This window comes from Zarconia sp. (assembly GCF_057467645.1).
Window position 1 is genome coordinate 62,919 of sequence record NZ_JBRJXU010000080.1, and the last position, 21,042, is coordinate 83,960.

General features: G+C 51.2%; 16 protein-coding genes. 11 read left to right on the plus strand and 5 right to left on the minus strand.

The genetic code is table 11. The features are described 5' to 3' along the window. Positions 1-14: 14 nt before the first annotated feature. The 5 genes from AC2215_RS12075 to AC2215_RS12095 all read right to left on the minus strand — a co-directional run bounded on the left by AC2215_RS12075 (position 15) and on the right by AC2215_RS12095 (position 5,057). On the minus strand, positions 15-671 hold the full coding sequence (locus AC2215_RS12075) for a sigma-70 family RNA polymerase sigma factor (protein ID WP_486810251.1): 657 nt from the start codon (positions 669-671) through the stop codon (positions 15-17). A 258-nt stretch (positions 672-929) separates the two neighbouring features. Further along, positions 930-1,574 carry a Maf family protein gene (locus AC2215_RS12080; protein WP_486810252.1) on the minus strand — a complete coding sequence of 215 codons (645 nt, stop codon included), beginning with the start codon at positions 1,572-1,574 and terminating at the stop codon, positions 930-932. A gap of 116 nt (positions 1,575-1,690) precedes the next feature. Next, complete coding sequence (psbP, locus tag AC2215_RS12085; protein ID WP_486810253.1) at positions 1,691-2,242, minus strand: photosystem II reaction center PsbP; 552 nt, start codon at positions 2,240-2,242, stop codon at positions 1,691-1,693. Between the two features lie 151 nt (positions 2,243-2,393). After that, positions 2,394-4,229 carry a biosynthetic-type acetolactate synthase large subunit gene (ilvB, locus tag AC2215_RS12090; RefSeq protein WP_486810254.1) on the minus strand — a complete coding sequence of 612 codons (1,836 nt, stop codon included), beginning with the start codon at positions 4,227-4,229 and terminating at the stop codon, positions 2,394-2,396. A 666-nt stretch (positions 4,230-4,895) separates the two neighbouring features. Next, positions 4,896-5,057, minus strand: a complete 162-nt coding sequence (locus AC2215_RS12095; RefSeq protein ID WP_486810255.1) for a hypothetical protein — start codon at positions 5,055-5,057, stop codon at positions 4,896-4,898. Positions 5,058-5,180: 123 nt separating this feature from the next. Here AC2215_RS12095 and AC2215_RS12100 point away from each other — a divergent pair, with 123 nt between their 5' ends. From AC2215_RS12100 to AC2215_RS12150, 11 genes are all read left to right on the plus strand, one after another. Beyond that, a complete protein-coding gene (locus AC2215_RS12100) occupies positions 5,181-6,152 on the plus strand; it encodes a hypothetical protein (RefSeq protein ID WP_486810256.1) in 972 nt (323 codons plus the stop codon). After that, positions 6,142-6,315, plus strand: coding sequence for a hypothetical protein (locus tag AC2215_RS12105; protein ID WP_486810257.1), 174 nt, complete (start codon positions 6,142-6,144; stop codon positions 6,313-6,315). The genes AC2215_RS12100 and AC2215_RS12105 overlap by 11 nt, the downstream gene beginning before the upstream one ends. A 612-nt stretch (positions 6,316-6,927) precedes the next feature. Then, complete coding sequence (locus AC2215_RS12110; RefSeq protein WP_486810258.1) at positions 6,928-9,801, plus strand: two-partner secretion domain-containing protein; 2,874 nt, start codon at positions 6,928-6,930, stop codon at positions 9,799-9,801. A 347-nt stretch (positions 9,802-10,148) separates the two neighbouring features. Then, the gene (locus AC2215_RS12115) at positions 10,149-12,848 is read left to right on the plus strand and encodes a CHAT domain-containing protein (RefSeq protein WP_486810259.1); all 2,700 of its coding nucleotides are present in this window, start codon (positions 10,149-10,151) and stop codon (positions 12,846-12,848) included. 67 nt (positions 12,849-12,915) lie between these two features. Continuing rightward, the gene (locus AC2215_RS12120; RefSeq protein ID WP_486810260.1) at positions 12,916-13,383 is read left to right on the plus strand and encodes a hypothetical protein; all 468 of its coding nucleotides are present in this window, start codon (positions 12,916-12,918) and stop codon (positions 13,381-13,383) included. Then, on the plus strand, positions 13,358-13,846 hold the full coding sequence (locus AC2215_RS12125; protein ID WP_486810261.1) for a hypothetical protein: 489 nt from the start codon (positions 13,358-13,360) through the stop codon (positions 13,844-13,846). Before AC2215_RS12120 ends, AC2215_RS12125 begins: the two co-directional genes overlap by 26 nt. A gap of 64 nt (positions 13,847-13,910) precedes the next feature. After that, positions 13,911-14,393, plus strand: a complete 483-nt coding sequence (locus tag AC2215_RS12130; protein WP_486810262.1) for a hypothetical protein — start codon at positions 13,911-13,913, stop codon at positions 14,391-14,393. A 62-nt stretch (positions 14,394-14,455) separates the two neighbouring features. Continuing rightward, the gene (locus tag AC2215_RS12135; RefSeq protein ID WP_486810263.1) at positions 14,456-15,553 is read left to right on the plus strand and encodes a DUF928 domain-containing protein; all 1,098 of its coding nucleotides are present in this window, start codon (positions 14,456-14,458) and stop codon (positions 15,551-15,553) included. A 579-nt stretch (positions 15,554-16,132) separates the two neighbouring features. After that, entirely contained in the window at positions 16,133-19,087 is a 2,955-nt protein-coding gene (locus AC2215_RS12140) for a CHASE2 domain-containing protein (protein WP_486810264.1), read from the plus strand. A gap of 15 nt (positions 19,088-19,102) precedes the next feature. Then, a complete protein-coding gene (locus tag AC2215_RS12145; RefSeq protein ID WP_486810265.1) occupies positions 19,103-19,498 on the plus strand; it encodes a response regulator in 396 nt (131 codons plus the stop codon). Between the two features lie 50 nt (positions 19,499-19,548). After that, positions 19,549-20,910: an adenylate/guanylate cyclase domain-containing protein gene (locus AC2215_RS12150; protein WP_486810266.1), complete on the plus strand. Its 1,362-nt coding sequence runs from the start codon at positions 19,549-19,551 to the stop codon at positions 20,908-20,910. Positions 20,911-21,042: the final 132 nt, after the last annotated feature.

Here is a 21,042-nt window from a genome sequence, read left to right on the forward strand (position 1 = left end):
AAAAAATTGAGATGTTATTCTTCTAAATAGCCTTGTAATTGTACTTGGAGACGATAGCGCGCGCGGGCGATTCTCGATTTAACCGTTCCCAAAGAGACCTGAGTAATTTCAGCAATCTCTTCATAAGCCATACCTTCGATTTCCCGAAGGACGATCGTCGTGCGGAAGACTTCAGGCAGTTCGGCGATCGCACCTCGGAGGCGATCGTAAAACTCGCGAGTTGCCAGTTCTTCTTGGGGACCGGGTTTGTCCGCTGCAATCTCCCACTCTCGTTCCCCATCTTCGAGGGTATATGAAGCGTCTAGAGAGAGAGGAGGACGGACTCGCTTGCGCTTGCGCAGTTCGTCGTAGAAGAGGTTGGTAGCAATTCGACTGAGCCAACCTTTAAACTTGACGGGTTCGTGAAGCTTTTTGATATTGCGATAAACCCGAATCCAAACTTCTTGAGCCAGATCGGTTCGATCTTGCCAATCAGGAGCGAGATGGTACAAAACCTTCTCGACGTAGGACTGATACCGACGCAACAGCTCTGTAAACGCCGCACGTTCGGGGGTTCGTCCGTCTTGACACCGTAAAACCAAGTCGTAATTAGACAGTTTTTCTGGGGACAGAGCAGTTTGAGAGACGGGGGTCTCAACTGTTGACCAAGAAAAAGGAATCGATTGAGTCATGAGCAAAATCTGAGGATCGGACAAGCCTAGATATTTTAGACGCTACTCCGATTCTAATCGTTCCCATTCTGGGCGATTTCGAGCCTGAGACATTTCGATCGACTGTCACACGGGACCGTCAATGTGTCACACGGGACCGTCAATGGACAATGGACAATTGATAACAAATACTGGGCAAGTGTTCTTCTGCTCATTCCCCCATCGCTGGACTGGGGAGTCTCTTGCCATCAGATTTCGAAGATCGAACAAACTAGAAGTCTAATTCGTCCAAAACTCGCTGGGGTCGTATCCCAAATCCCCCAACATCCGACGAAAAAGGGGCAAACTCAAGCCAATGACGTTCGTGTGGCAACCCTCTATTTTTTCGATAAATAAGCCGCCTTTACCGTCGATGGCAAAGCAACCCGCACAGCGGAGGGGTTCCCCCGTGGCGACATAGCTTTCGATTTGGGCATCGCTGACTTGGGCAAAATACACCCGAGTGACCTGGGCATTCACCAAGGTAATATTTTGCACGGTGTCGATGAGAGCGTGACCGGTATAGAGATCGCCGAACTGACCGCTCATGGTGCGCCACCGGGCGATCGCCTCGGCGTCGTTCTTGGGTTTGCCCATAATTTCCGATCCCACTTGCAACACCGAATCGCAGGCGAGAATCAACATCGATTCATCGGATGGGCGAATATCGGTCGCCCTCGATGAAAAGCTGCCCTGTCGCACCCGTTCGGCAATGCTTTCAGCTTTAAGTTGTGCCAGAGTTTGGACGAGGGCCACTGCATTGGTGAGCTGCACTTGGGATTCGTCTAAATCGCTCGGACACACGATCGGCTCAATGCCTGCACTTTGCAGTAGTTGGCGGCGAGCGGGAGAAGCAGAGGCGAGAATTAACACGGGTACGCTCATCGGCACTCAGGGGCTAAAGTTACCAGACAGTTACCAGGTAGAAGCGAGAATTCCTCTCGATGGGTCGCCGGCTCTCGCTCAAAGGAGTCGATGCCGACGCACTCTGTTGCACCCGATTAATAGACGTGGAAAGAGTTGACCACGGTTTGAAGTTTGTCTTTGGTTTTCTCCCAGCGTTGTTCGGTGGTGGAGATATTAAAGGTAAAGAGTTGACCCCGGCTGACGGAGACGCTGGCGAGATTGTGTCGATCTCGATCGGCTAAATGAACGCTGTATTCGAGGGTATAGTAGGTTTTATCTTTATACTCGTATTGCTCGGCGCTGACGAGTTCGGCGGTACGGTTGGAATCAGGCGGGGCGATCGCGTTTTTCGATAAGGCGTATCCAACTTCTGTTGGCGTACCCAGGTCGGCAAGGGTTTGCTGAGATTCCTCGGGAATGGGACTGATAATCACGCTGACGTTTTCGGTGCGCTCGATTAAATCGCGAAACGCCACATCCGGCTTGATATTTCGGGTGTCAATTTCCACCCAACCGTTCGGATAGAGGAATTCATAGCCGTCGTAGCTGTCTACAAAGCTTTTGAGTCCGCTGGTGGGTAAGTTGGCACAACTGGTGAGGGTGAGTGTTACCAAAACCAGGAGTAGCGCCGAAATTTTTTTGAGCATGATATCTATGGGTTCGTCCGATCGATATATTACCCCGTTGGGGGACGCTCCAGAGGTGGAAATGGAAGAATTGGGGGAAACGGGAGCATCGGGAGAAATGGGAAAATTTAGCTCCCCAGGTCCCCGAAACCTCCCCGACCCTCTTAAACCGTTAGAGTTTCGTACCGCACTCGGGACAGAAGGTGTGAGTGGCGGGATTTTTGGCCCCGCAATTGGGACAGTAGACCAGTTCGGTGGCTTTTTCGAGGGTTTTGCGATCGGGCAAACCGATCATCTGAGCGTTACTCTTACCCGGTGCCACCATCGGATAGCAGTTTTCGTTGCGGGTGACTTGGATATCGAGCACCATCGGCTTATCGGTTGCGAGCATGGTAGCGATCGCCTCTTTCAGGTCTTCCCGACGGGTGACTTTCATGCCTTCGAGTCCGTAGGATTTACACAGCAACTCGATATCGGGCATTCCCACTTCCATATTTGAGGAGGAATAGCGCTCGCCGTAGAAGGCTTCCTGCCACTGGCGAACCATTCCCTGCCAGCCGTTGTTGAGAATAACGGTTTTGACATTAATACCGAACTGGGCGAGGGTTCCCAACTCTTGCAAGTTCATTTGGAAACTACCATCACCGCTGATACAGATGGTTTGGCAATCGGGCAGTGCCACTTTCACCCCCAACGCGGCGGGTAAACCATACCCCATGGTTCCCAAACCGGCGCTGGAAATCCACTGCCTCGGACCGTTGCGCAGAAACTGAGCCGCCCACATTTGGTGTTGACCCACATCGGTGGTGTAGAAGGCATCGGGGGCTTGACGGGCGAGTTCCACGATCGCCTCTTGGGGCGAAATACTATCCTCGGGTTGGGGTACGACGAGGGGGTAATCTTCCCGCCAGCGATCGATCCGATGTCGCCACGCTTCCGTATTCTCTTCGTCGGTGGGAACGGTTGTTTCCTTGAGGCGGTGCAACAGTTGCCCGAGCACCTGGTTCACATCACCCACGATCGGCACGTCCGGGGCGCGGTTTTTGCCCACCTCCGCCGGATCGATATCGATGTGGATCGCCTTGGCGCGGGCCGCAAATTCATCCAGTTTTCCGGTGACTCGATCGTCGAATCGCGCGCCGATGGCCACGAGCAAATCGCACTCGCTCACGGCAAAGTTGGCATAGGCCGTGCCGTGCATCCCCAGCATGCCCACCGATAGGGGGTGATTTTCATCGAAGGATCCTTTTCCCATCAAGGTGGTGGTGACGGGGATTTGGAAGTATTCGGCCAGTTCTCGAATCCGATCGTGGGCGTTCGCAGCGATCGCCCCACCCCCAACGTACATCAACGGTTGCCGCGCTTGGGTCAATAGCTCGATGGCCAGATCGATTTGGCGGGGGTTGCCCTTCACCGTCGGACGATATCCCGGCATCTCGATATCCCCAGGTTCCACGGGGATGTAGTCGAATTCTTCGAGTCCCACATCTTTGGGCACGTCGATCAGCACCGGTCCCGGTCGTCCCGTTGCCGCCAAATGAAAGGCGCGGGCGACGATTTGCGCCATATCTTCGGGCTCGCGGACGACGTAAGAGTGTTTGACGATGGGCAGGGTAATGCCGAAAATATCGGTTTCCTGAAACGCATCAGTCCCAATTGCCGGGCGCGGAACTTGCCCGGTGACCACCACCATCGGAATCGAATCCATGTGCGCCGTGGCAATTCCGGTGACTAAATTCGTCGCTCCGGGTCCCGAGGTTCCGAAGCACACACCCACCTGACCCGTGGCGCGAGCGTAGCCGTCAGCAGCATGAGAGGCTCCCTGTTCGTGGCGGACGAGAATGTGCTGGAGGTCGCCCCGAGCTTCTGCCCGATACAATTCGTCGTAGATGGGAAGTATTGCGCCGCCGGGATAGCCAAAAATATGCCGGACACCGTGACGCTTTAAACTATCGATCAGGGCAAATGCGCCGGTTGCACGCTTTGCCGCCACTCTTTGCAGTTGCACGGCTGGGAACCTCTTGGGAATTAAAGTCAAGCTTTAAGTGAATCGTATTTAAGATTATAGGTCAAGCCGGATCCCTCAATGCAATTGAGTTCTTAACATTTTGGAAAATTTTGTCGCCATTTCAACCGATCCCGAATCCGTACTCACGCGGTGTGCGATCTTTTGGCTCGGCCAACGCCAGTTCGGGTTAAGGATTGTCCCGAGGTGGGGCGGTAATGTGGATTCGCCTCATGTATGGAACGGGATCTCTCCAGATTGTGGAAAATTGGTCAACGGAGGCAGTTCGATGAGATTCCATTCCTCCTACACCCCACACCCCTCGATCGATAGCGCATCAGCTGAATCGGTCACTCATGGGCATTAGGATTACATTCCGCAGCACAGAACCAAGGGGCGATCGGCGAATACTTAATATTTTGTTCCAATTTTGGCGGTTCTGACTCTGGCAAGATCGGAGTCGATTGCCAATCCGCGAATCCTTCTCCCCGATCCGCCCGAGAGCACCTCTTCTTAAACCAGTTGTGAAAGTGTCCTATTTGAGTTTCAACTCAGTTCAAAAAATGCGGTATCGGATTTTTTCGGGTGGGTGACCGGCTCGGAGCTTTTAAAATTTAAATCTATATTCTATTGACAATTTTCTTTCAATACTGTACATATCTTCTAGGATTATTTGAGTTTGGCTTCTCGTACGGCAATCCAAATCTTTTTGGAAGCCGAAATTGATAATGCTTTGAGACCGATATCGATCGCGAGCAGATAAAAGTCGATCGAGACGTGGAGAATATTAGCAAGTATCGTTTTTTTCGTCAAAAATGCCAAGATTCTCATAAGTATGAATTATCAATTTTCAATCCGTTCAAACAACTGAGGATCGCTAAAAATTTGACTTCCACGCTGAAATAAAATAACGTTTGGATTGAAAGGAATAGGGTGTATGGGTACTGGGTTTTGATGTTTGTTTCAAATCAGATTTCAAAGATTGTGATTCCCACGGCCATTATTGCCATTTTGGCAGCATTGACTCAATGGCTGGGTGGAGAGGCACAGAATTTGTCCTCCCGAGTTGAGCGAAAACCTCACGAACGAGCGACTTCTCCAGTCGAAGCGAGAGCTTCAACGCGAAAAACCGATCGCAGCTTGCTGCACGAATTTACATCGGAAAGAGATTGGGAAGCGGCTTCTCGCTGGGCGATCGCCGGGATGGCAGAGCATTTTTATACGTCAGCCGCCCTCGGGGGAACCTCCCGCTCGAGATCGAATCGCAACAATGGAGAAATCTCCATCGATCTGAGAAATTGGAGTCAGTGGGTGGGTCTCGAAAATGAGAGTCAACTCGATCGAGCTTTGTCTCCAGCATTGTTTTACTCCGAGACAAATGAGTCTGACGATAGTTGGCTGAAACTATTTGCCTCCCCAGACTCTGCCGGTTCCGTTGCCATTGGCGTTGCCGAAGGGACTCGCACCTCAGATGGGGGAACCACCAAACGATACGCAGGGCATCTCGACCCCGGTAACGGTGCGTTGAATTTGGGAACCTTCAGCTACCAGCACGGGGCTAAAAATGCCAGACAAGCAGATGTGCGACAGCTAGCCCGCTTGAAAAGACAGATGACGCAAGTGAAGCGTAAAGCGCGCGAGCGCGGGGTCGAACTTTCTATCTTGGATATCGTCGTGGCAGCCGATTTACTCAATCAATCTCCCGAAGCGGGGTATGATTTCCCGGAGAACTTGAAGAAAGCCAGAGAGAACGGTCTCGATGGACTTGATGCGCTGCTGAACGCCAGAATGTACAGTTACGTCAATCCCGAAACCCGAAGTTTGGAAGCTGCAGGTTTTGGCAACAGTTGGGCCAAGCTCAAACACGACCAAAAGCGACGTATCGAAGCCATTCAATATACCTTGAGATCGCAAGGTGCGCTTTAAGGTACTCTCGCCCGTGGCTCGATCGAGTTTTGAGTTGGCCTCGAACGGTCGCCTCTGCGTCGGGCGAGTTGCGATCGCAACTGCCAGGGCGGGCGCGGACAACACCGGACAATTGTGTAATTTGGTCGAGTCCCCCGATCGCCCACAGTCAATTGTGACCTAACCGATATGGCAACTGCTATAGTTTTGACGGTTACCATCGCAGCACGATCGTCAAAATTATTTCCTCGTTTTTATTGAGTTTTTATTGAATAAATCTGGTATTTTTTTCAGGAATCACCCAATTTTTTTGGATTCAATCGACGAAATTCACCCTGAAAAAGGCTCGGAACCACAACAGAAAAGCGACGGGTTCTAAGCCCGTTCGATCGTGCCATGGGATTGGACGATTTACGTAATATTGCTGATGACACTCAGGTGAAGAAGTTGGTATACCTTCAACAGCTTCCGCTCGATCTTGCATCTACCGCTTCACTCAAAAAATTCAAGTCAGTATTTTCTCGATTTCTAGTTTGAATTGATGCTTGGGACGGTGTTCAGTGGTGTAAGCGATCGATCGAATTCATCGGAACCAATGTTTGGGCGATCGTCGTGTCGATGAAATCAATTGCGATTCCATCTTCGGATTCACGATCGAACTTCACGTTCGACACGAACCCACAAAATAAATTTATCAACTTCCTTCGATCGGTTAATTTCTCTGAACTTGACCCACTTTATGAACCTTCTCCTTTGCATTCATCAGTCAACACCACTTGAGATTGGCAACGCATTATTGCCAGTTTCTCTGCTAGCTTCCCTAGTGGGGTTCTGTGCAAACGCCACAGCCCAAATCGTTCCCGACAGCACTCTACCCAACAACTCCACCGTCACTATCGAAGATACCCTGCAACGGATTTCTGGCGGTACGGAAGCAGGCGGCAATCTCTTCCACAGTTTCGAGGAATTTAACGTTTCGACGGTTGGAACCGCTTATTTCGACAATGCCCTCGCCATCGACAACATTATTACTCGGGTGACTGGCGGGAATTTATCCAACATTGATGGGTTAATTCGCGCCAACGGCACGGCGAATCTGTTTTTAATTAACCCAGCCGGAATTGCGTTTGGGGAAAACGCGCAACTCGATATTGGCGGTTCGTTTTTCGGCAGTACGGCAGAGAGTTTGATGTTTGACGATGGCAGTTTTTACAGTGCCAGGGAATCCAATGCATCGCCGTTATTAAGTATTAACGTTCCCATCGGCTTGCAGTTTGGGGAAAACCCCGGCAGTATCACCAATCGATCGAGATCTCCATCAGCTTTCAACTCCCCCGTCCCCGAACTCCCCTTTCCCCTGCCGCCCAATCTCAATTTTGCCCAGGTGGGACTCGAAGTTCGTCCCGGACAGACTTTAGCTTTGATGGGTGGAGAGATTCAGCTCGCGGGAGGCAATTTAACTGCCAGTAGCGGACAAATCTATCTCGGTAGCGTGGCAGGTGAAAGTGCGGTGAGTTTTGCCCCGACTCTCTTGGGATGGCGTTTTGAGGAAAGTAATATCGCCAATGCGGGCAACATCACCTTATCCGATGGCAGCCTCGTGAGTACCAGTGGGGTGGGGGGCGGTCGAGTGGAGATTGCTGGGGGTAACGTGACCCTAAGCAATGGGCGAATTTTTGCCCTCACCCTGGGGAATCTCGACGGCAGAGGGATCGATGTGCGCGCCCGACAGTTACAGGCTGGGGAAGGGTCGCAAATTTCTACCCTGACACTGGGGGAAGGTCGAGGTGGCGATATCCATTTTCAAACGACGGATGGGGTAGAACTCAACGGACTCGGACTTGAGGGCTATCGTCGATTTGTCGGAACCTATCTGACGACGGGAACCCTAAACCCCTTCGACGAGCAAATCGTTTTGAGTACGGGCACCGCAGGAATGGGAGATGCGGGAAATATTTCCATTGAGACGGGAACCCTGCGGCTGGGGAATGGAGCCATCGGGGGTAGTGCCACGGCAGGAGAGGGGAATGCTGGTAATCTGACGGTTCGTGCCAACACCGTCGAACTGGTCGGTTCTTCCATCAACAACGGCACAACTCGGGACAGCACTGGAACTGGAGGAAATATCATCATTGAGACCGAACGGTTAATTCTTGATGATGAAGCGGTTCTGGCGAGCGTTACCCCCAGTAATGGGGATGGGGGAGATATCACCATCACGGCCACGGAGTCTGTTGAACTGTTCGGCTCCTCGCCCGGTGCTGTAATTCACACGGTAATTAGTACGAACGCCTTGGATCTCAATGGCAATGCGGGAAACATTACCATCGAGACCCAACGATTGAGCCTCTCTGGAGGAGCGGAAATCACCTCGGGCAATGGTGTGCTTCTTGGCAACTTGCTACTATCCGATACCGGAGGAGCAGGTGGCGACATTACCATTCGGGCATCGGAGTCGGTGGAAATCGCGGGAATTTCGGAAGAGTTCGTTTTTGGAGGTCGAACTTCCAGTTCGATTACTGCGAATACCCTGAACTCATCGTCGGGAGGAAATATCCGCATTTCCACTCCCATCCTCACGGTACTTGATGGGGGGAATATCTCGACTGCATCTTTGAATGATGGAGATGCGAGAAACATTACCATTGATGCAAATCGCGTTGAAGTGGGTGGCAGTGGGGGAAACGGTCAGATCCCCAGTACGATTGAGGTGTCTGTTGGGACTCTGGGCTTCTCAAGCAATGCCAATGCCACCGGGAATGCCGGGGAGTTGAATCTAGATGCCGATCGATTGGTCGTTCGAGATGGGGCAACGGTGACGGGTCTGGCACTCGGAACCGGAAGTGCGGGCAATCTCAATCTTCGGGCTGGGGAAATGGTTCTGGAGAATCAAGGCAGCATCGACGCTTCCACGAGTTCCGGTTTGGGTGGCAACCTCAATCTCCAAGCACAAGACATCCAATTGCGACAACACAGCCGCATCGAAACCAATGCCGGTAACGCCACGGGGGGAAATATCTCCATCGATACCGAAACTCTCGCCGCATTGGAAAATAGCGACATCTCTGCCAACTCAACCGGGTCTCGGGGTGGGAATATTACCGTAGATGCCATCGGGATTTTCGGGACGGACTTTCGATTGTTTCCGACTCCCGAAAGCGACATCACCGCCACGGGAATAACCCAGCAGGATGCGGGTACGGTGGCGCTCAATACCCCCGATGTGGATACGGCCGCCGGACTGGTGAATTTATCCACGAGCGTCACCGACACGAGCGCTCTTGTCACCAGCAGCTGCGCCGCTTACGCCGGTTCTCAGTTTACCGTTACCGGGCGGGGGGGTTTGACCGAAGAACCGATGTCGATAATTCGCGGGCAAACTCTCTGGGAAGACTGGCGAAATTTTGGGGAAACCTCGGCAACCTTCACCAGCAACGATCCCGTTTCTGTCGCCGTCGAACCCCCGGTCGCCCCACTGGTGGAAACCACCGGTTGGATCACCCATGAAGACGGTCAGGTCGAACTCGTCGCCCACCATTCTCCCAATTTCTCTTTGGAGTCTCCCGAGTGTCGCGATTTGAATTCGGAATTGGGGGTTCGGAGTTTGGAAAGGGGAACTGGGGAACTGGGGAAGACGCGGGGAGGTGGGGATGCACATTTGAGCGATTAATTATGGGTAAAACGAAACTTAAAAATCCAAATGCTATAGCCTACGGCATAGCTAACGCTAACGCCCTCTTTGGGGAGGAGGAGAATAACGACTCACCAATAACGCCATGTGCAACTTATTTATCCAAAACCCGACAGCACGGGGGGAAGGGGGAAGGGGAAAAGGGGGATAAGTCTGCTCGCTCACGATATGGCGAGCGCTGAAAGTTGCACGCCGCGTCAATAGACATCTGGTCATCAAAATAAAATCAATTTTTATCTCGAAATCATAAATTATTTCCCCATTCCCCATTCCCTCCAGATGTCCGTAACTCTCAAAACGTTCAATAAAAGACCCGCATAAATCTGATGAAAAAGTCCCGTTGGCAGCAAATCCTAAAAACACTCAATCTTCGCCGTCGATGGCTGTTGGCCTTCCGAGATGGGAGACTTAGACGATCGCGCCGACTCTGTTCTGGAAAACTTGGTATCGGACGCACGATCGCCCTGGCAGTCGTCACCTTCTGTTGGGTGACGGTAGGAATTCCGGCGATCGCCCAGTTATCCGGGAGTGTCTCCAATCGCCCTAACAGCCCCTTGGAGAGGGGGGAAGTCCTTTTGGGGGTTGCACCCTCCGAGGTGACATTGGAGCCGTTGGGGGGGTCGTTAGGGCGGGGAAAACAGCTCTATCGCGAGGGACGGCTGACGGAAGCCGCCACGCTATGGCAACAAGCCGCTCGGCAGTTCCAAGGGCAAGGGGATATTTTCAACCAAGCCCAAGCCCTCAATTACCTGAGCCTGGTGTCTCAAGATTTGGGGGAATGGGACGATGCCGGTGAGGTCCTCGAGCAAAGCATCGCCCTCTTGCAAAGCCAAGGGGAACTCGATACCCGAGGGGCGGCGATTCTCGCCCAAGCCTATAACAATCGCGGCAGCCTGGAGTTGGCAACGGGACAAACGGAAGCGGCGATCGAAACTTGGATGCAAGCGAGCCAAATGTACGATCGCGCCGGGAACCAAACGGGAGCCATCGGCAGCCAAATCAACCAAGCCACTGCCCTGCAAGCCCTGGGACAGTACCGACGTGCCCGAGGCCTTCTCGAAGCGGTGGGGGAACAATTGCAATCGCAACCGGATTCTCAACTCAAAGCCGACGGCTTGCGCAATTTGGGACGCGCCCTACAAACGGTGGGGGATTTGCTCGACGCTAAAGCCATTTTGGAGCAAAGTTGGGCCATCAGCGAACGGTTGGGGGAGGCTGGTGAAAAAGGGGCAACGCTGCTCGCCATCGGCAATATCGCCCGCGACTTGCGGCAAAACGACGTGGCGCTGGAATACTATCGAGAAGCGGCACGCATTGCCAACACCCCCATCGCCCGCATCCAAGCCCAACTCAACGAACTGAACCTGCTAACGGTCGCGGCCCGATGGGAAGAAGCGATCGCCCTGATTCCCCAGGTTCGACCGGTTTTGAGTGATTTGCCCCCCAGCCGCACCACCCTCTACGCCCAAGTGAATCTGGCGGAAAGTTTGACGAAGCTGCCAGATTTCGAAGCAGAGGAGATTGCCCGATTGCTGGCAACGACAATTGATGGCGCTCGCCAAATCGGAGACGCTCGCGCCGGGGCCTACGCTCTGTCACAATTGGGGAACCTATACGCCGGGCGAGAACAATGGCAAGAGGCCAAACAGCTCAACGAGCAAGCCTTGCAAATCGCCCAACGCCTCAACGCTCAAGAGTTGAGTGCCCGAGCGTCCTGGCAGTTGGGGCGCATCCTCAAACAACAAGGAGACACCTCAGGGGCGATCGCCGCTTACAAAAATGCCTTCGACACCCTACAATCCTTGCGAGGGGACTTGGTGGCGATTTCCTCCGACGTGCAGTACGGTTTTAAAGACAGCATCGAACCGGTGTACCGGGAGTTCGTCAGCTTGCTGTTACAGCCCCAAGCCACTCAAGACCAGCTCGAACAGGCGCGGGACGTGATGGAAGCCCTGCAACTGGCCGAACTCGACAACTTCTTCAACGAAGCCTGTTTAGAAACCCGCCCGGTGCAAATCGACCAAATCGACCCCCACGCCGCTGTTTTGCACCCGGTTATCCTGAGCGATCGCTTTGAGGTCATCCTCTCTCTACCGGACGGAACCTTACGCCACTACAGCACCCCCAAACCCATCCAGGAGGTCGATCGCGTCCTCACGAGCTTGTATTCGGCCCTCTATTTAGGATATTCTGGCGATCGGCGGCTCCAGTATTCAGGACAAATTTACGACTGGTTAATTCGCCCCGTCGAGGCCGAACTAACCCGTTACGACATCGATACCCTTGTTTTCGTACTCGATGGGTTTTTGAGAAGTTTGCCCATGGGTGCGCTCTACGATGGCGAGCGATATTTGCTCGAAAAGTACAGTATCGCTCTGAGTCCGGGCTTACAGCTCTTTCCCGAAGAGCTAGAACGGAGCGAACTGCAAGCTTTAACGGCGGGATTAACGGCAGCTCGTCAGGGCTTCTCGGCACTGCCGGGAGTTGAAGTTGAAGTGGAGCAAATTTCGACCGAGGTAGATTCCCAAGTCTTAATCGATGGGGAATTTACTCGCGAAGCGTTCGGGGAGAAACTCGAAGCCCGAGATTTTGGGGTGGTTCACCTGGCAACTCACGGTCAGTTTAGCTCCAACCCCGAAGAAACATTTTTGTTGACCTGGGATGACAAAATCAAGGTTAACGATTTCGATCGCCTTCTCCAAGGCAAAAGTAGCGGTGCCAACCCAGTTGAATTACTTGTTTTGAGTGCCTGTCAAACGGCATCGGGCGATCGGCGCGCCGCGCTCGGTTTAGCCGGATTTGCATTAAGATCTGGAGCAAGGAGTACCGTGGCGACTCTGTGGTCCGTCAGCGATCGTTCGACGGCCGAACTGATGAGCCAATTTTACAACCGGCTTACCGCCCCCAATGCGACCATCACCAAGGCGGAAGCCCTTCGCCAAGCGCAACTGACGCTTTTAAAAGATCCCCGATATAACCATCCCTACTTCTGGGCACCCTTCGTGCTGGTGGGGAACTGGTTGTGATATCTAGACATGTCTAAATCTTGAAACATTAATTTCAAGCTAACAATTTTAACTGGGAGACTTTGTGATGATGACTCAATTCAAGCAGGCAACGTTCAAGGGGCTGCGATCGATGTTTTTGCTCGGGGCGGTAGCCGGTACGGTTGGATTTGCGGGATTTGCCCGCGCCCAAGTTCAATTTGAAGCACCCGATAGTTCTATCCCCACCAGTTCGATTGGGGGGGGAACCCGAGGGAACTCGGACGATAACAATGCTGTGGCTGGGGCAGATGTCGCCTGCGGGATGGAATTTGAAAGTCCCGAAGAATTTGCCTTCAACCCAACCACCCAAGAAGATGGAAGTGTGGAACTGAGTTTCCTCAACCCAGAGGAAATCTCCAGCGCACTGACACCTGGAACTCCTGATATCGATAACTCTGAGGCGCATACACTAGAAGAAGCACCATCTGACGAGCTGGTTGGTGACCTGGAGCATTTACCTGAAACATGCAAGCAACAAGAGGTGACCGATGATGTCGATAATGCCGAAGAATAATCCGATATCCCGAATGACGATCGCCCTGAGTGTGGCAATCGTGGCGACGATCGCGCCGGGGATCTCCAGCGCGGCCCGAGGGCAGATCGAATTTAACAATCCCGACGATCCCATTCCAGTGGATACCCTCGGGGGGATCGCGAATGAGGCGAGTTTCCAGTTGCCAGAAGACATCGGCGCACCCGACGAAAGTGTGGGTGGCGGCGTTCGAGGCGATATTGAGTTCCAGACTCCAGGAGAGTCAGCACCCGATGAAACGGTCGCTGGCGGCGTTCGGGGTGACGAAGACCGGTTATCGAGTACTGTGGAAGCCGGGATTCTGGGCGACAGCGAACACTTACCAACGCTGGACTTGACCTCACCCGAAACCACCGAAGTGTGGGAAGAGGTTCAATTCTTCACGCCCAATGCCTTGGCTCCTGAAAATTCGCCCGTGGATCGTGCGGACGAATCGAGGGAGTAACGGGTGCGTTGAGTTGTGGGTGCAGCTCTTGAGATGCCTGCAAATCTTAACCAACTCAAGACATATGTTTTTGACTCAATTTAATCGAAGCGTTTTCCGGGGGACGATCGCCATTTTTCTAGGGACTGTGATGGCGATCGGCTCGAACCTCTCGAACCCCGTTCGAGCCGGGATCGAATTTAACGATCCCGAGGAGATTCCCGCCGATACCGTCGGAGACCTCACCAACGAGGCAGATTTTCAGCCCCCAGAGGATGTGGGCGCACCCGACGACACCGTTGCCGGTGGCACTCGGAGCGATATCGAAATCGAGTTGCTAGAAAACGGGACACCCGACGAGCGCTCGTTCGGTGGCGTTCTCGGCAACAACGAGGATGGCTCGGTACGGGACTTAGCCGCACCGGATACCACCCAAATTTTTGACGAGATCGAATTTTCCCTTCCGGATTCTCTAGCTCCGGAAAACCGGTTTGTCGAGAGTACGCAAGAGAGGAATATCAGCCCGGAGAATGCCCATGAGGAGAATGCAGACGAGTCGATGGAATAACCATTGCTTCGAGAGAATCGGTGCATCAGGTGATACTCGAACCGTCAGGAAAGGAGGTCTGTATGGCAACTCAATTTAAATACTTAATATCTCGAAAATCCAGTATTATCTCCGGGGCGATCGCGATGGCGATCGTTGCCGGTTTTTCTAACTCGGCGATCGCCCGCATCCAATTTAACCCACCGGACGATCCGGCACCCACAGATACCACGGGGGGTGGCGTGCGCGGCAGCGTGCGATTTCAAGCTCCGGGCGATTCTGCACCCACAGATACTACCGGTGGGGGCGTGCGCGGTGATGTAGCTTTCCAAGCTCCGGGTGATTCTGCACCCACAGATACTACCGGGGGTGGAGTCCGGGGTGACGTAGCTTTCCAAGCCCCTGGAGAAGCCTCTCCCGAGGATACTACCGGTGGTGGCGTGCGCGGTGACGTTGGCTTCCAAGCCCCTGGAGAAGCCTCTCCCGAGGATACTACCGGTGGTGGCGTGCGTGGTGACGTTGGCTTCCAAGCCCCTGGAGAAGCCTCTCCCGAGGATACTACTGGCGGTGGCGTGCGTGGTGACGTTGGCTTCCAAGCCCCTGGAGAAGCCTCTCCCGAGGATACTACCGGTGGTGGCGTGCGCGGTGACGAACTCGATCGGGTGATTCCGTTGCTGCCGACGACAAAATACGGACGGACTGTAGCCGCTCGTCCGACGATTCTAGTGTACGTGCCACCGACATCTGTCGGACAGCAAGTCTTTTTCAGCTTGCAGGACGAACGGCGAAACCACCATTATCAAACCATGCTCGAACTCCCCGGCCACGGGGGAATCGTCAGCGTTACCCTTCCAGAAGATGCGCCGGAACTGGAATTAGGCAAAACCTACCTCTGGTTTTTCGCCCCCATTCAATCCGGTAGCGTTTTGCAACCAGATAACTATGGCGTTGTGGGCTGGGTGAAGCGAGTGGAATCGTCTGTAGTCATCGATCGCACGGCCAATCCGATTGAAACAGCCATCGAACTGGCTCAATCGGGCATTTGGTACGATACGCTCTCTGTTGTCGCTCAGGCGAAAAACACTCAGCCAGAGAATGCCACCTATAACAGCGAATGGCACGACTTATTAGAACAGGTGGGATTGAACGCTTTGGCAAGTCAACCCATCGGTCATCTGTAGTTCAACCCGAAGAGCCAACCAGAGCTTCGGGTTGTATCCTATCGCTTCTCGAAGGAAAACGAGATCGTTCCTCGAATTGGAGGATATTGTCGAAAAATGTTCGACAGCATTCTCGAGTTCGAGGTTTTTCATCACAGGATGTTTTTCGCGTTCTGAGCCTAGAGCCTTCCCGACAGAAGGACGATTTAGAGCGTCTTTAAATCGGTTATTTCAAATTTAACGAGTGCTATTTTTCGGTTAAAAAAAATGTATATTCAAAAAAAATATGTTTATTTTAAAAAAAATAAAATTAAACGATTATTTGATTTTCGATTTTTGTGTTGTGAGATTTCCATCGAGGAGTTATTTTTCTTCCATTCACAAGATTTATCAATGATTATTTTTGGAGTTATGAGGGGGTAAATATAAAAGTCAATATGATTTCATTATAGTATGATCTGAAATCCTGAAAGCTTCCGGAAATCTTTAAAATCGAGCGAATAATTCATTAGCAAAAAGTTAGCAGTCGTCTCCCCAAGAGTCTTTCGATCGAGATATAGATTTCAAGTTTCATACAAGTAATCTCTCAGACTCAGTGCAATGTGGCAAAAACTCAAACAACGAATTGGCAAATGGCGCGCCGTTGCGATCGTCGCCTCTGTTGTAGCCACTTCAGTGGCCATCGGGACAGAAACGGGAGTCTTGCAATTACTCGAATGGGCGACCCTCGACCAACTTTTTGCCTTGCGTCCGACCGAACCCCGCGACGATCGAATTGCAATTGTCACCGTCGATGAAGCGGATATCACCTATATCGGTCAGTGGCCGATGCCCGACGGCGTGATGGCCCAGTTACTCGATAAGATTCGAGCGCAGCAACCGGCAGCCATCGGTTTGGATATCTATCGCGATTTACCCTTAGAACCGGGTCACCAAAGACTCGTCGAAGTCTTCGAGTCTACGCCGAACCTGATCGGCATTCAAAAAATTGCCGGAGATGCTGTCGCCCCACCGCCAGCTTTAGCTGCCGACGATCGAGTAGCCGCCTCCGATAACGTCACCGATGCCGATGGTAAAGTGCGTCGGGGGGTCGTGGCCATTGGCGACGAAAATCTAGAGGGATTGGGGACTCGGCTAGCTTTAGATTACCTCAAACAGCAGGGCATCGAACTCGAAGTTGCCGACGCGCAAAAAAGTATCTTTCAACTGGGCAAGGCTCAATTTCATCCCGTCCTCGCAACCCATCGCGGTTATGTCGGTCCCAAAGCCGATACGGGTGGCTTTCAAATTCTTCTCAACTATCGGGGGGAAATCGATCGCTTCGACACCATTTCCTTAAAAGATGTCCTCGAAGATCGCATCCCTCCGGGTCTGATGGGCGATCGACTCGTCCTGATCGGTGCGATTACCCCCAGCCTCAAAGACATTTTTCAAACCCCCTACAATAACGTCCTCTGGGGCAACGCCAAGTCAATGCCCGGAATCGTCATCCACGCCAATCTCGCCAGCCAAATTTTGAGCGCGGCCGAGGGTACTCGCCCCATGTTGCGGGCTTGGGGGCGATCGGCGAATTGGGTTTGGATCCTCACCTGGTCTTTTGTCGGGGCGGCTGGGGGTTGGTCTGCGCTGCAAACGCGCCTCTTCAAAAAGAACTTATTCCTCATCGGAACCCTCTGCGTTATTGCCATTGCCGGTAGCCTACTGGTGGTGGGTAGTTATGTGGCTTTTTTAGGGGGTTGGGTGATTCCCGTGGCTTCTCCGCTATTAGCACTGGGTGCTTCGGCGATTTGGATCGCCAACTACCACGACCAATGGCAACTCAGGAGGGCCAATCAAAAACTCGAGGCCACCAACGGACAACTCGCCGTCGCCAACGCCCAACTCGAAGACTATTCCCATACCCTAGAAGCTCGGGTCGAAGAGCGCACCCAAGAACTGCGCCAAGAGGCGATCGAGCGCCGGCGCGCCGAAGAAGAAGCCCGATTGCTCCTCGATATCAGTACGGTCATTAGTGCCGCCCCCAATTTTGAAACGGCCTTGGAACTGGCCCTGCGTCAGGTTTGCCAAACCACCGGCTGGACTTACGGGGAAATTTGGGTACCCAATGCCGATCGAACCCTGCTCGAATGTTTGCCCATTTGGTACGGTCGACCCGATATAGAGGGCGATCGTCACCGCGCCTTGGAGGCGTTTCGCCAACAGACCCAACAGATGACCTTTGCCTTGGGGCAGTGCCTGCCGGGACGGGTTTGGCAGACCAAACAGCCCGAATGGATTCCCACCTTACCCGCCAAATCGAGCGAAATCTTTCTCCGAGCGACCATCGCCCGTATTTGGGGACAGCAAAGTGCATTTGCCGTTCCCATTCTCAGTTCCCCCGAAGAAGACGGAGAGTCGATTCGCGTCCTGGCCATCTTCCTCTTCTTAATTCCCGAATCGCGAACGGAAGATAAGCGGTTGCTAGAGTTGATTGGGGCCGTCGCCGCCCAATCGGGAACCGTCGTTCAACAAAAGCAAGCAGAAGTTGCCCTCAAACAGAAAAATATCGAACTCGCCAATACCCTGCAACAGCTACAAGCCACTCAGCAAGAACTGATTCAATCGGAAAAAATGGCAGCCTTGGGTCAACTGGTGGCTGGGGTCGCCCACGAGGTGAATACACCCTTGGGGGCGATTAACTCTTCAGTGCGCAACATTGCCAACTTCTGGCAGGAGAACTTGCATCAACTCCCGGATTTTTTCGGAAAGCTCTCCCCCGAACGGCAGTCGGACTTCTTGAAGCTACTCGAAAAATCCAGAAGACAAGAAACCTCTCTCTCTACCCGAGAACAGCGTAAAATAAAGCGCAGTTTAACCAGCGAACTCAAAGAAAAATCCATCGAGAATGCCACCTCCATTGCCAATTTATTAGTGGGAATTGGCGCGTACGAAAATCTTGAGAATTATCTGGATTTGTTGCAAGATCCCGACAGTCAAATTATTCTCAAAACAGCGTACCAACTTGCCAACGTCCAAACCAGTACCCGAACCATTGCCACGGCAGCGGAACGAGCGGCAAAAGTCGTTTTTGCTCTTAAAACCTACGCCCGTTACGACCAAACTGGAACCAAAGCCCAAGCGCAAATTCCCGAGAGTATCGAGACCGTTCTCACTCTCTATCAAAATCAACTCAAACACGGTGTAGATGTGATTGAAAATTTCGATCGCACCCTGCCACCGATTTTGTGTTATCCCGACGAACTCAATCAAGTTTGGACGAACTTAATTCACAATGCGTTGCAGGCAATGGATAATAAAGGGTTGCTAAAAATCGATGTCCGACAGCAAGACGAGAAAATTAGAGTGGATATTACCGATAGTGGTAAAGGCATTTCAGAAGAGATTCTTCCCAAGATATTTCAGCCATTTTTCACCACCAAGCCGCCAGGAGAAGGTAGCGGTTTAGGTTTGGATATCGTCCGGAAAATAATTGAGAAGCATCAAGGTACAATTAAAGTCGAGTCTAGACCGGGAGAAACCACCTTTACGGTCTTTCTTCCCCTCGAACTCGCTTAAATTAGGAGTGTAGTTATGTCTGAAGCGGCCATTCTCTGTGTCGATGATGAAGTCACCATCTTGAAAAGTTTAGAAATTGAATTACAAGATGCTTTTGGAGATGATTATCTATATGAATTTGCCGAAAGTGCCGATGAAGCTCTAGAAATTATTGAAGAGTTTGGAGAAGATGAAATTCAAATTCTAATTATTGTCTCCGATTGGTTAATGCCGGGAATGAAAGGCGATGAATTTTTAATTCAGGTTCATGCAATTCGACCGGAAATTATTAAAGTAATGCTCACGGGACAAGCCGATGAAGATGCTGTAGAGCGAGCTAAAGCTCATGCAAATTTATATCGATATCTGCAAAAACCGTGGAAAAACGAAGAGCTAATCAATACCATTCGCTCTGCCTTGTCAACTGTTTAAGGTTCTCGAATTTAAGTTCGAGATGAGATCGCCTAATACTACTCTAACCTATGAGCAAAACTGCCATTTTATGCGTGGATGATGAAGTGACAATTGTGGAAAGCTTGAAAATCGAGCTAGAATCTACATTAGGCGATGAATACCTGATAGAAATTGCACAAGATAGCGAAGAAGCATTAGAAGTTTTAGAAGAGTTAATGGAGGATAACTACGAACTTGCATTAGTCATTTCTGATTGTATTATGCCGGGAATGAAAGGAGATGAATTATTGGTTCGAATCCATGAAATATCTCCAAAAACTATCAAGGTTATGCTAACAGGTCAAGCCGATCTAGAAGCAGTAAAAACGGCAATTAATCATGCAAAGCTATACCGTTATATAGCTAAACCTTGGCAAAGAGATGACTTAAAGCTCACAATCAAAGAAGCAATAAGTTCGTATTCAAAAGATAAAAAACTAACAGAAAAAAATCTTGAACTTACTCAACTTAATGCAGAATTAGAAGCGTTAAATAAAAAACAAGCCATTCTGATTCAGCAACTCAGTGACAAAGAACGAGAATTGGAACAAATCAATAAAGCTTACGAACGATTTGTCCCTCATCAATTCATAAATAAACTAGATAAAGATAGCATTGTTGATGTTCATATAGGAGACCAGGTTCAGCAAGACATGTCCGTTTTATTTTCGGACATTCGCGATTTTACGACCTTGTCTGAAAAAATGAATCCTGAAGATAACTTTAGGTTCATAAATGCATATTTATCTCGCATGGAACCGGCCATTCTCGAACATCATGGTTTTATCGATAAATATATAGGCGATGCAATTATGGCGCTATTTAGCGGTAGTGCGGATGAAGCGGTCAAAGCGGGAATTTCGATGCTGAAAACCCTAGCTCAGTATAATCTCAGTCGAGAGACGGATCGTCGTCCTAAGCTGAGTATTGGAATTGGGATCAATACCGGTTCTTTAATCCTCGGAACTGTGGGTGGAAAATTTCGGATGGATAGTACTGTCATTAGCAATACCGTTAATCTATCCTCTCGTTTGGAAAGTTTAACGAAACAGTACTGCGTCTCTTTTTTGATTGCTCGCGATACATTTTTATCCTTGAAAAATCCCTTTGACTATAATATTCGCTTTATCGATCGTATTCGTCTGGATGAAAAATCGGAATGGGTGACAGTCTTTGAAGTTTTCGATGCCGATCCTCCCGAGGTTCTTGAAGGCAAGAGAAAAACTAAAACCCGATTTGAAAAAGCCTTATGCTTGCGGTATAAGGGAAAGCTTCGAGAAGCCGCTCAACTTTTTATCCAGTGCTGGCAACAAAACCCAGGAGATCGAGCGGCGCAAATTCATGCCAAAATTTGCCACAAAAATTATCAAAATCTTTCGACTGCACACTAGTGCAACACGGCAGAAATCACTGACTCGATCGCAATCGGCAAAGGCGATGTAGACTCGGAATGCTTCATTTTTCCGGCGCGCATTTTTAATGACCCATAACGGCACTCGGATCTTTCGAGATGATGGGAATTT

Excerpts from the sequence above, each read along its gene's own strand:
- AC2215_RS12075 (WP_486810251.1), bottom strand. The coding sequence starts at position 671 with ATGACTCAATCGATTCCTTTTTCTTGGTCAACAGTTGAGACCCCCGTC.
- AC2215_RS12080 (WP_486810252.1), bottom strand. The coding sequence starts at position 1,574 with ATGAGCGTACCCGTGTTAATTCTCGCCTCTGCTTCTCCCGCTCGCCGC.
- psbP (WP_486810253.1), bottom strand. The coding sequence starts at position 2,242 with ATGCTCAAAAAAATTTCGGCGCTACTCCTGGTTTTGGTAACACTCACC.
- AC2215_RS12095 (WP_486810255.1), bottom strand. The coding sequence starts at position 5,057 with ATGAGAATCTTGGCATTTTTGACGAAAAAAACGATACTTGCTAATATT.
- AC2215_RS12100 (WP_486810256.1), top strand. The coding sequence starts at position 5,181 with ATGTTTGTTTCAAATCAGATTTCAAAGATTGTGATTCCCACGGCCATT.
- AC2215_RS12115 (WP_486810259.1), top strand. The coding sequence starts at position 10,149 with ATGAAAAAGTCCCGTTGGCAGCAAATCCTAAAAACACTCAATCTTCGC.
- AC2215_RS12120 (WP_486810260.1), top strand. The coding sequence starts at position 12,916 with ATGATGACTCAATTCAAGCAGGCAACGTTCAAGGGGCTGCGATCGATG.
- AC2215_RS12125 (WP_486810261.1), top strand. The coding sequence starts at position 13,358 with ATGATGTCGATAATGCCGAAGAATAATCCGATATCCCGAATGACGATC.
- AC2215_RS12130 (WP_486810262.1), top strand. The coding sequence starts at position 13,911 with ATGTTTTTGACTCAATTTAATCGAAGCGTTTTCCGGGGGACGATCGCC.
- AC2215_RS12135 (WP_486810263.1), top strand. The coding sequence starts at position 14,456 with ATGGCAACTCAATTTAAATACTTAATATCTCGAAAATCCAGTATTATC.
- AC2215_RS12140 (WP_486810264.1), top strand. The coding sequence starts at position 16,133 with ATGTGGCAAAAACTCAAACAACGAATTGGCAAATGGCGCGCCGTTGCG.
- AC2215_RS12145 (WP_486810265.1), top strand. The coding sequence starts at position 19,103 with ATGTCTGAAGCGGCCATTCTCTGTGTCGATGATGAAGTCACCATCTTG.
- AC2215_RS12150 (WP_486810266.1), top strand. The coding sequence starts at position 19,549 with ATGAGCAAAACTGCCATTTTATGCGTGGATGATGAAGTGACAATTGTG.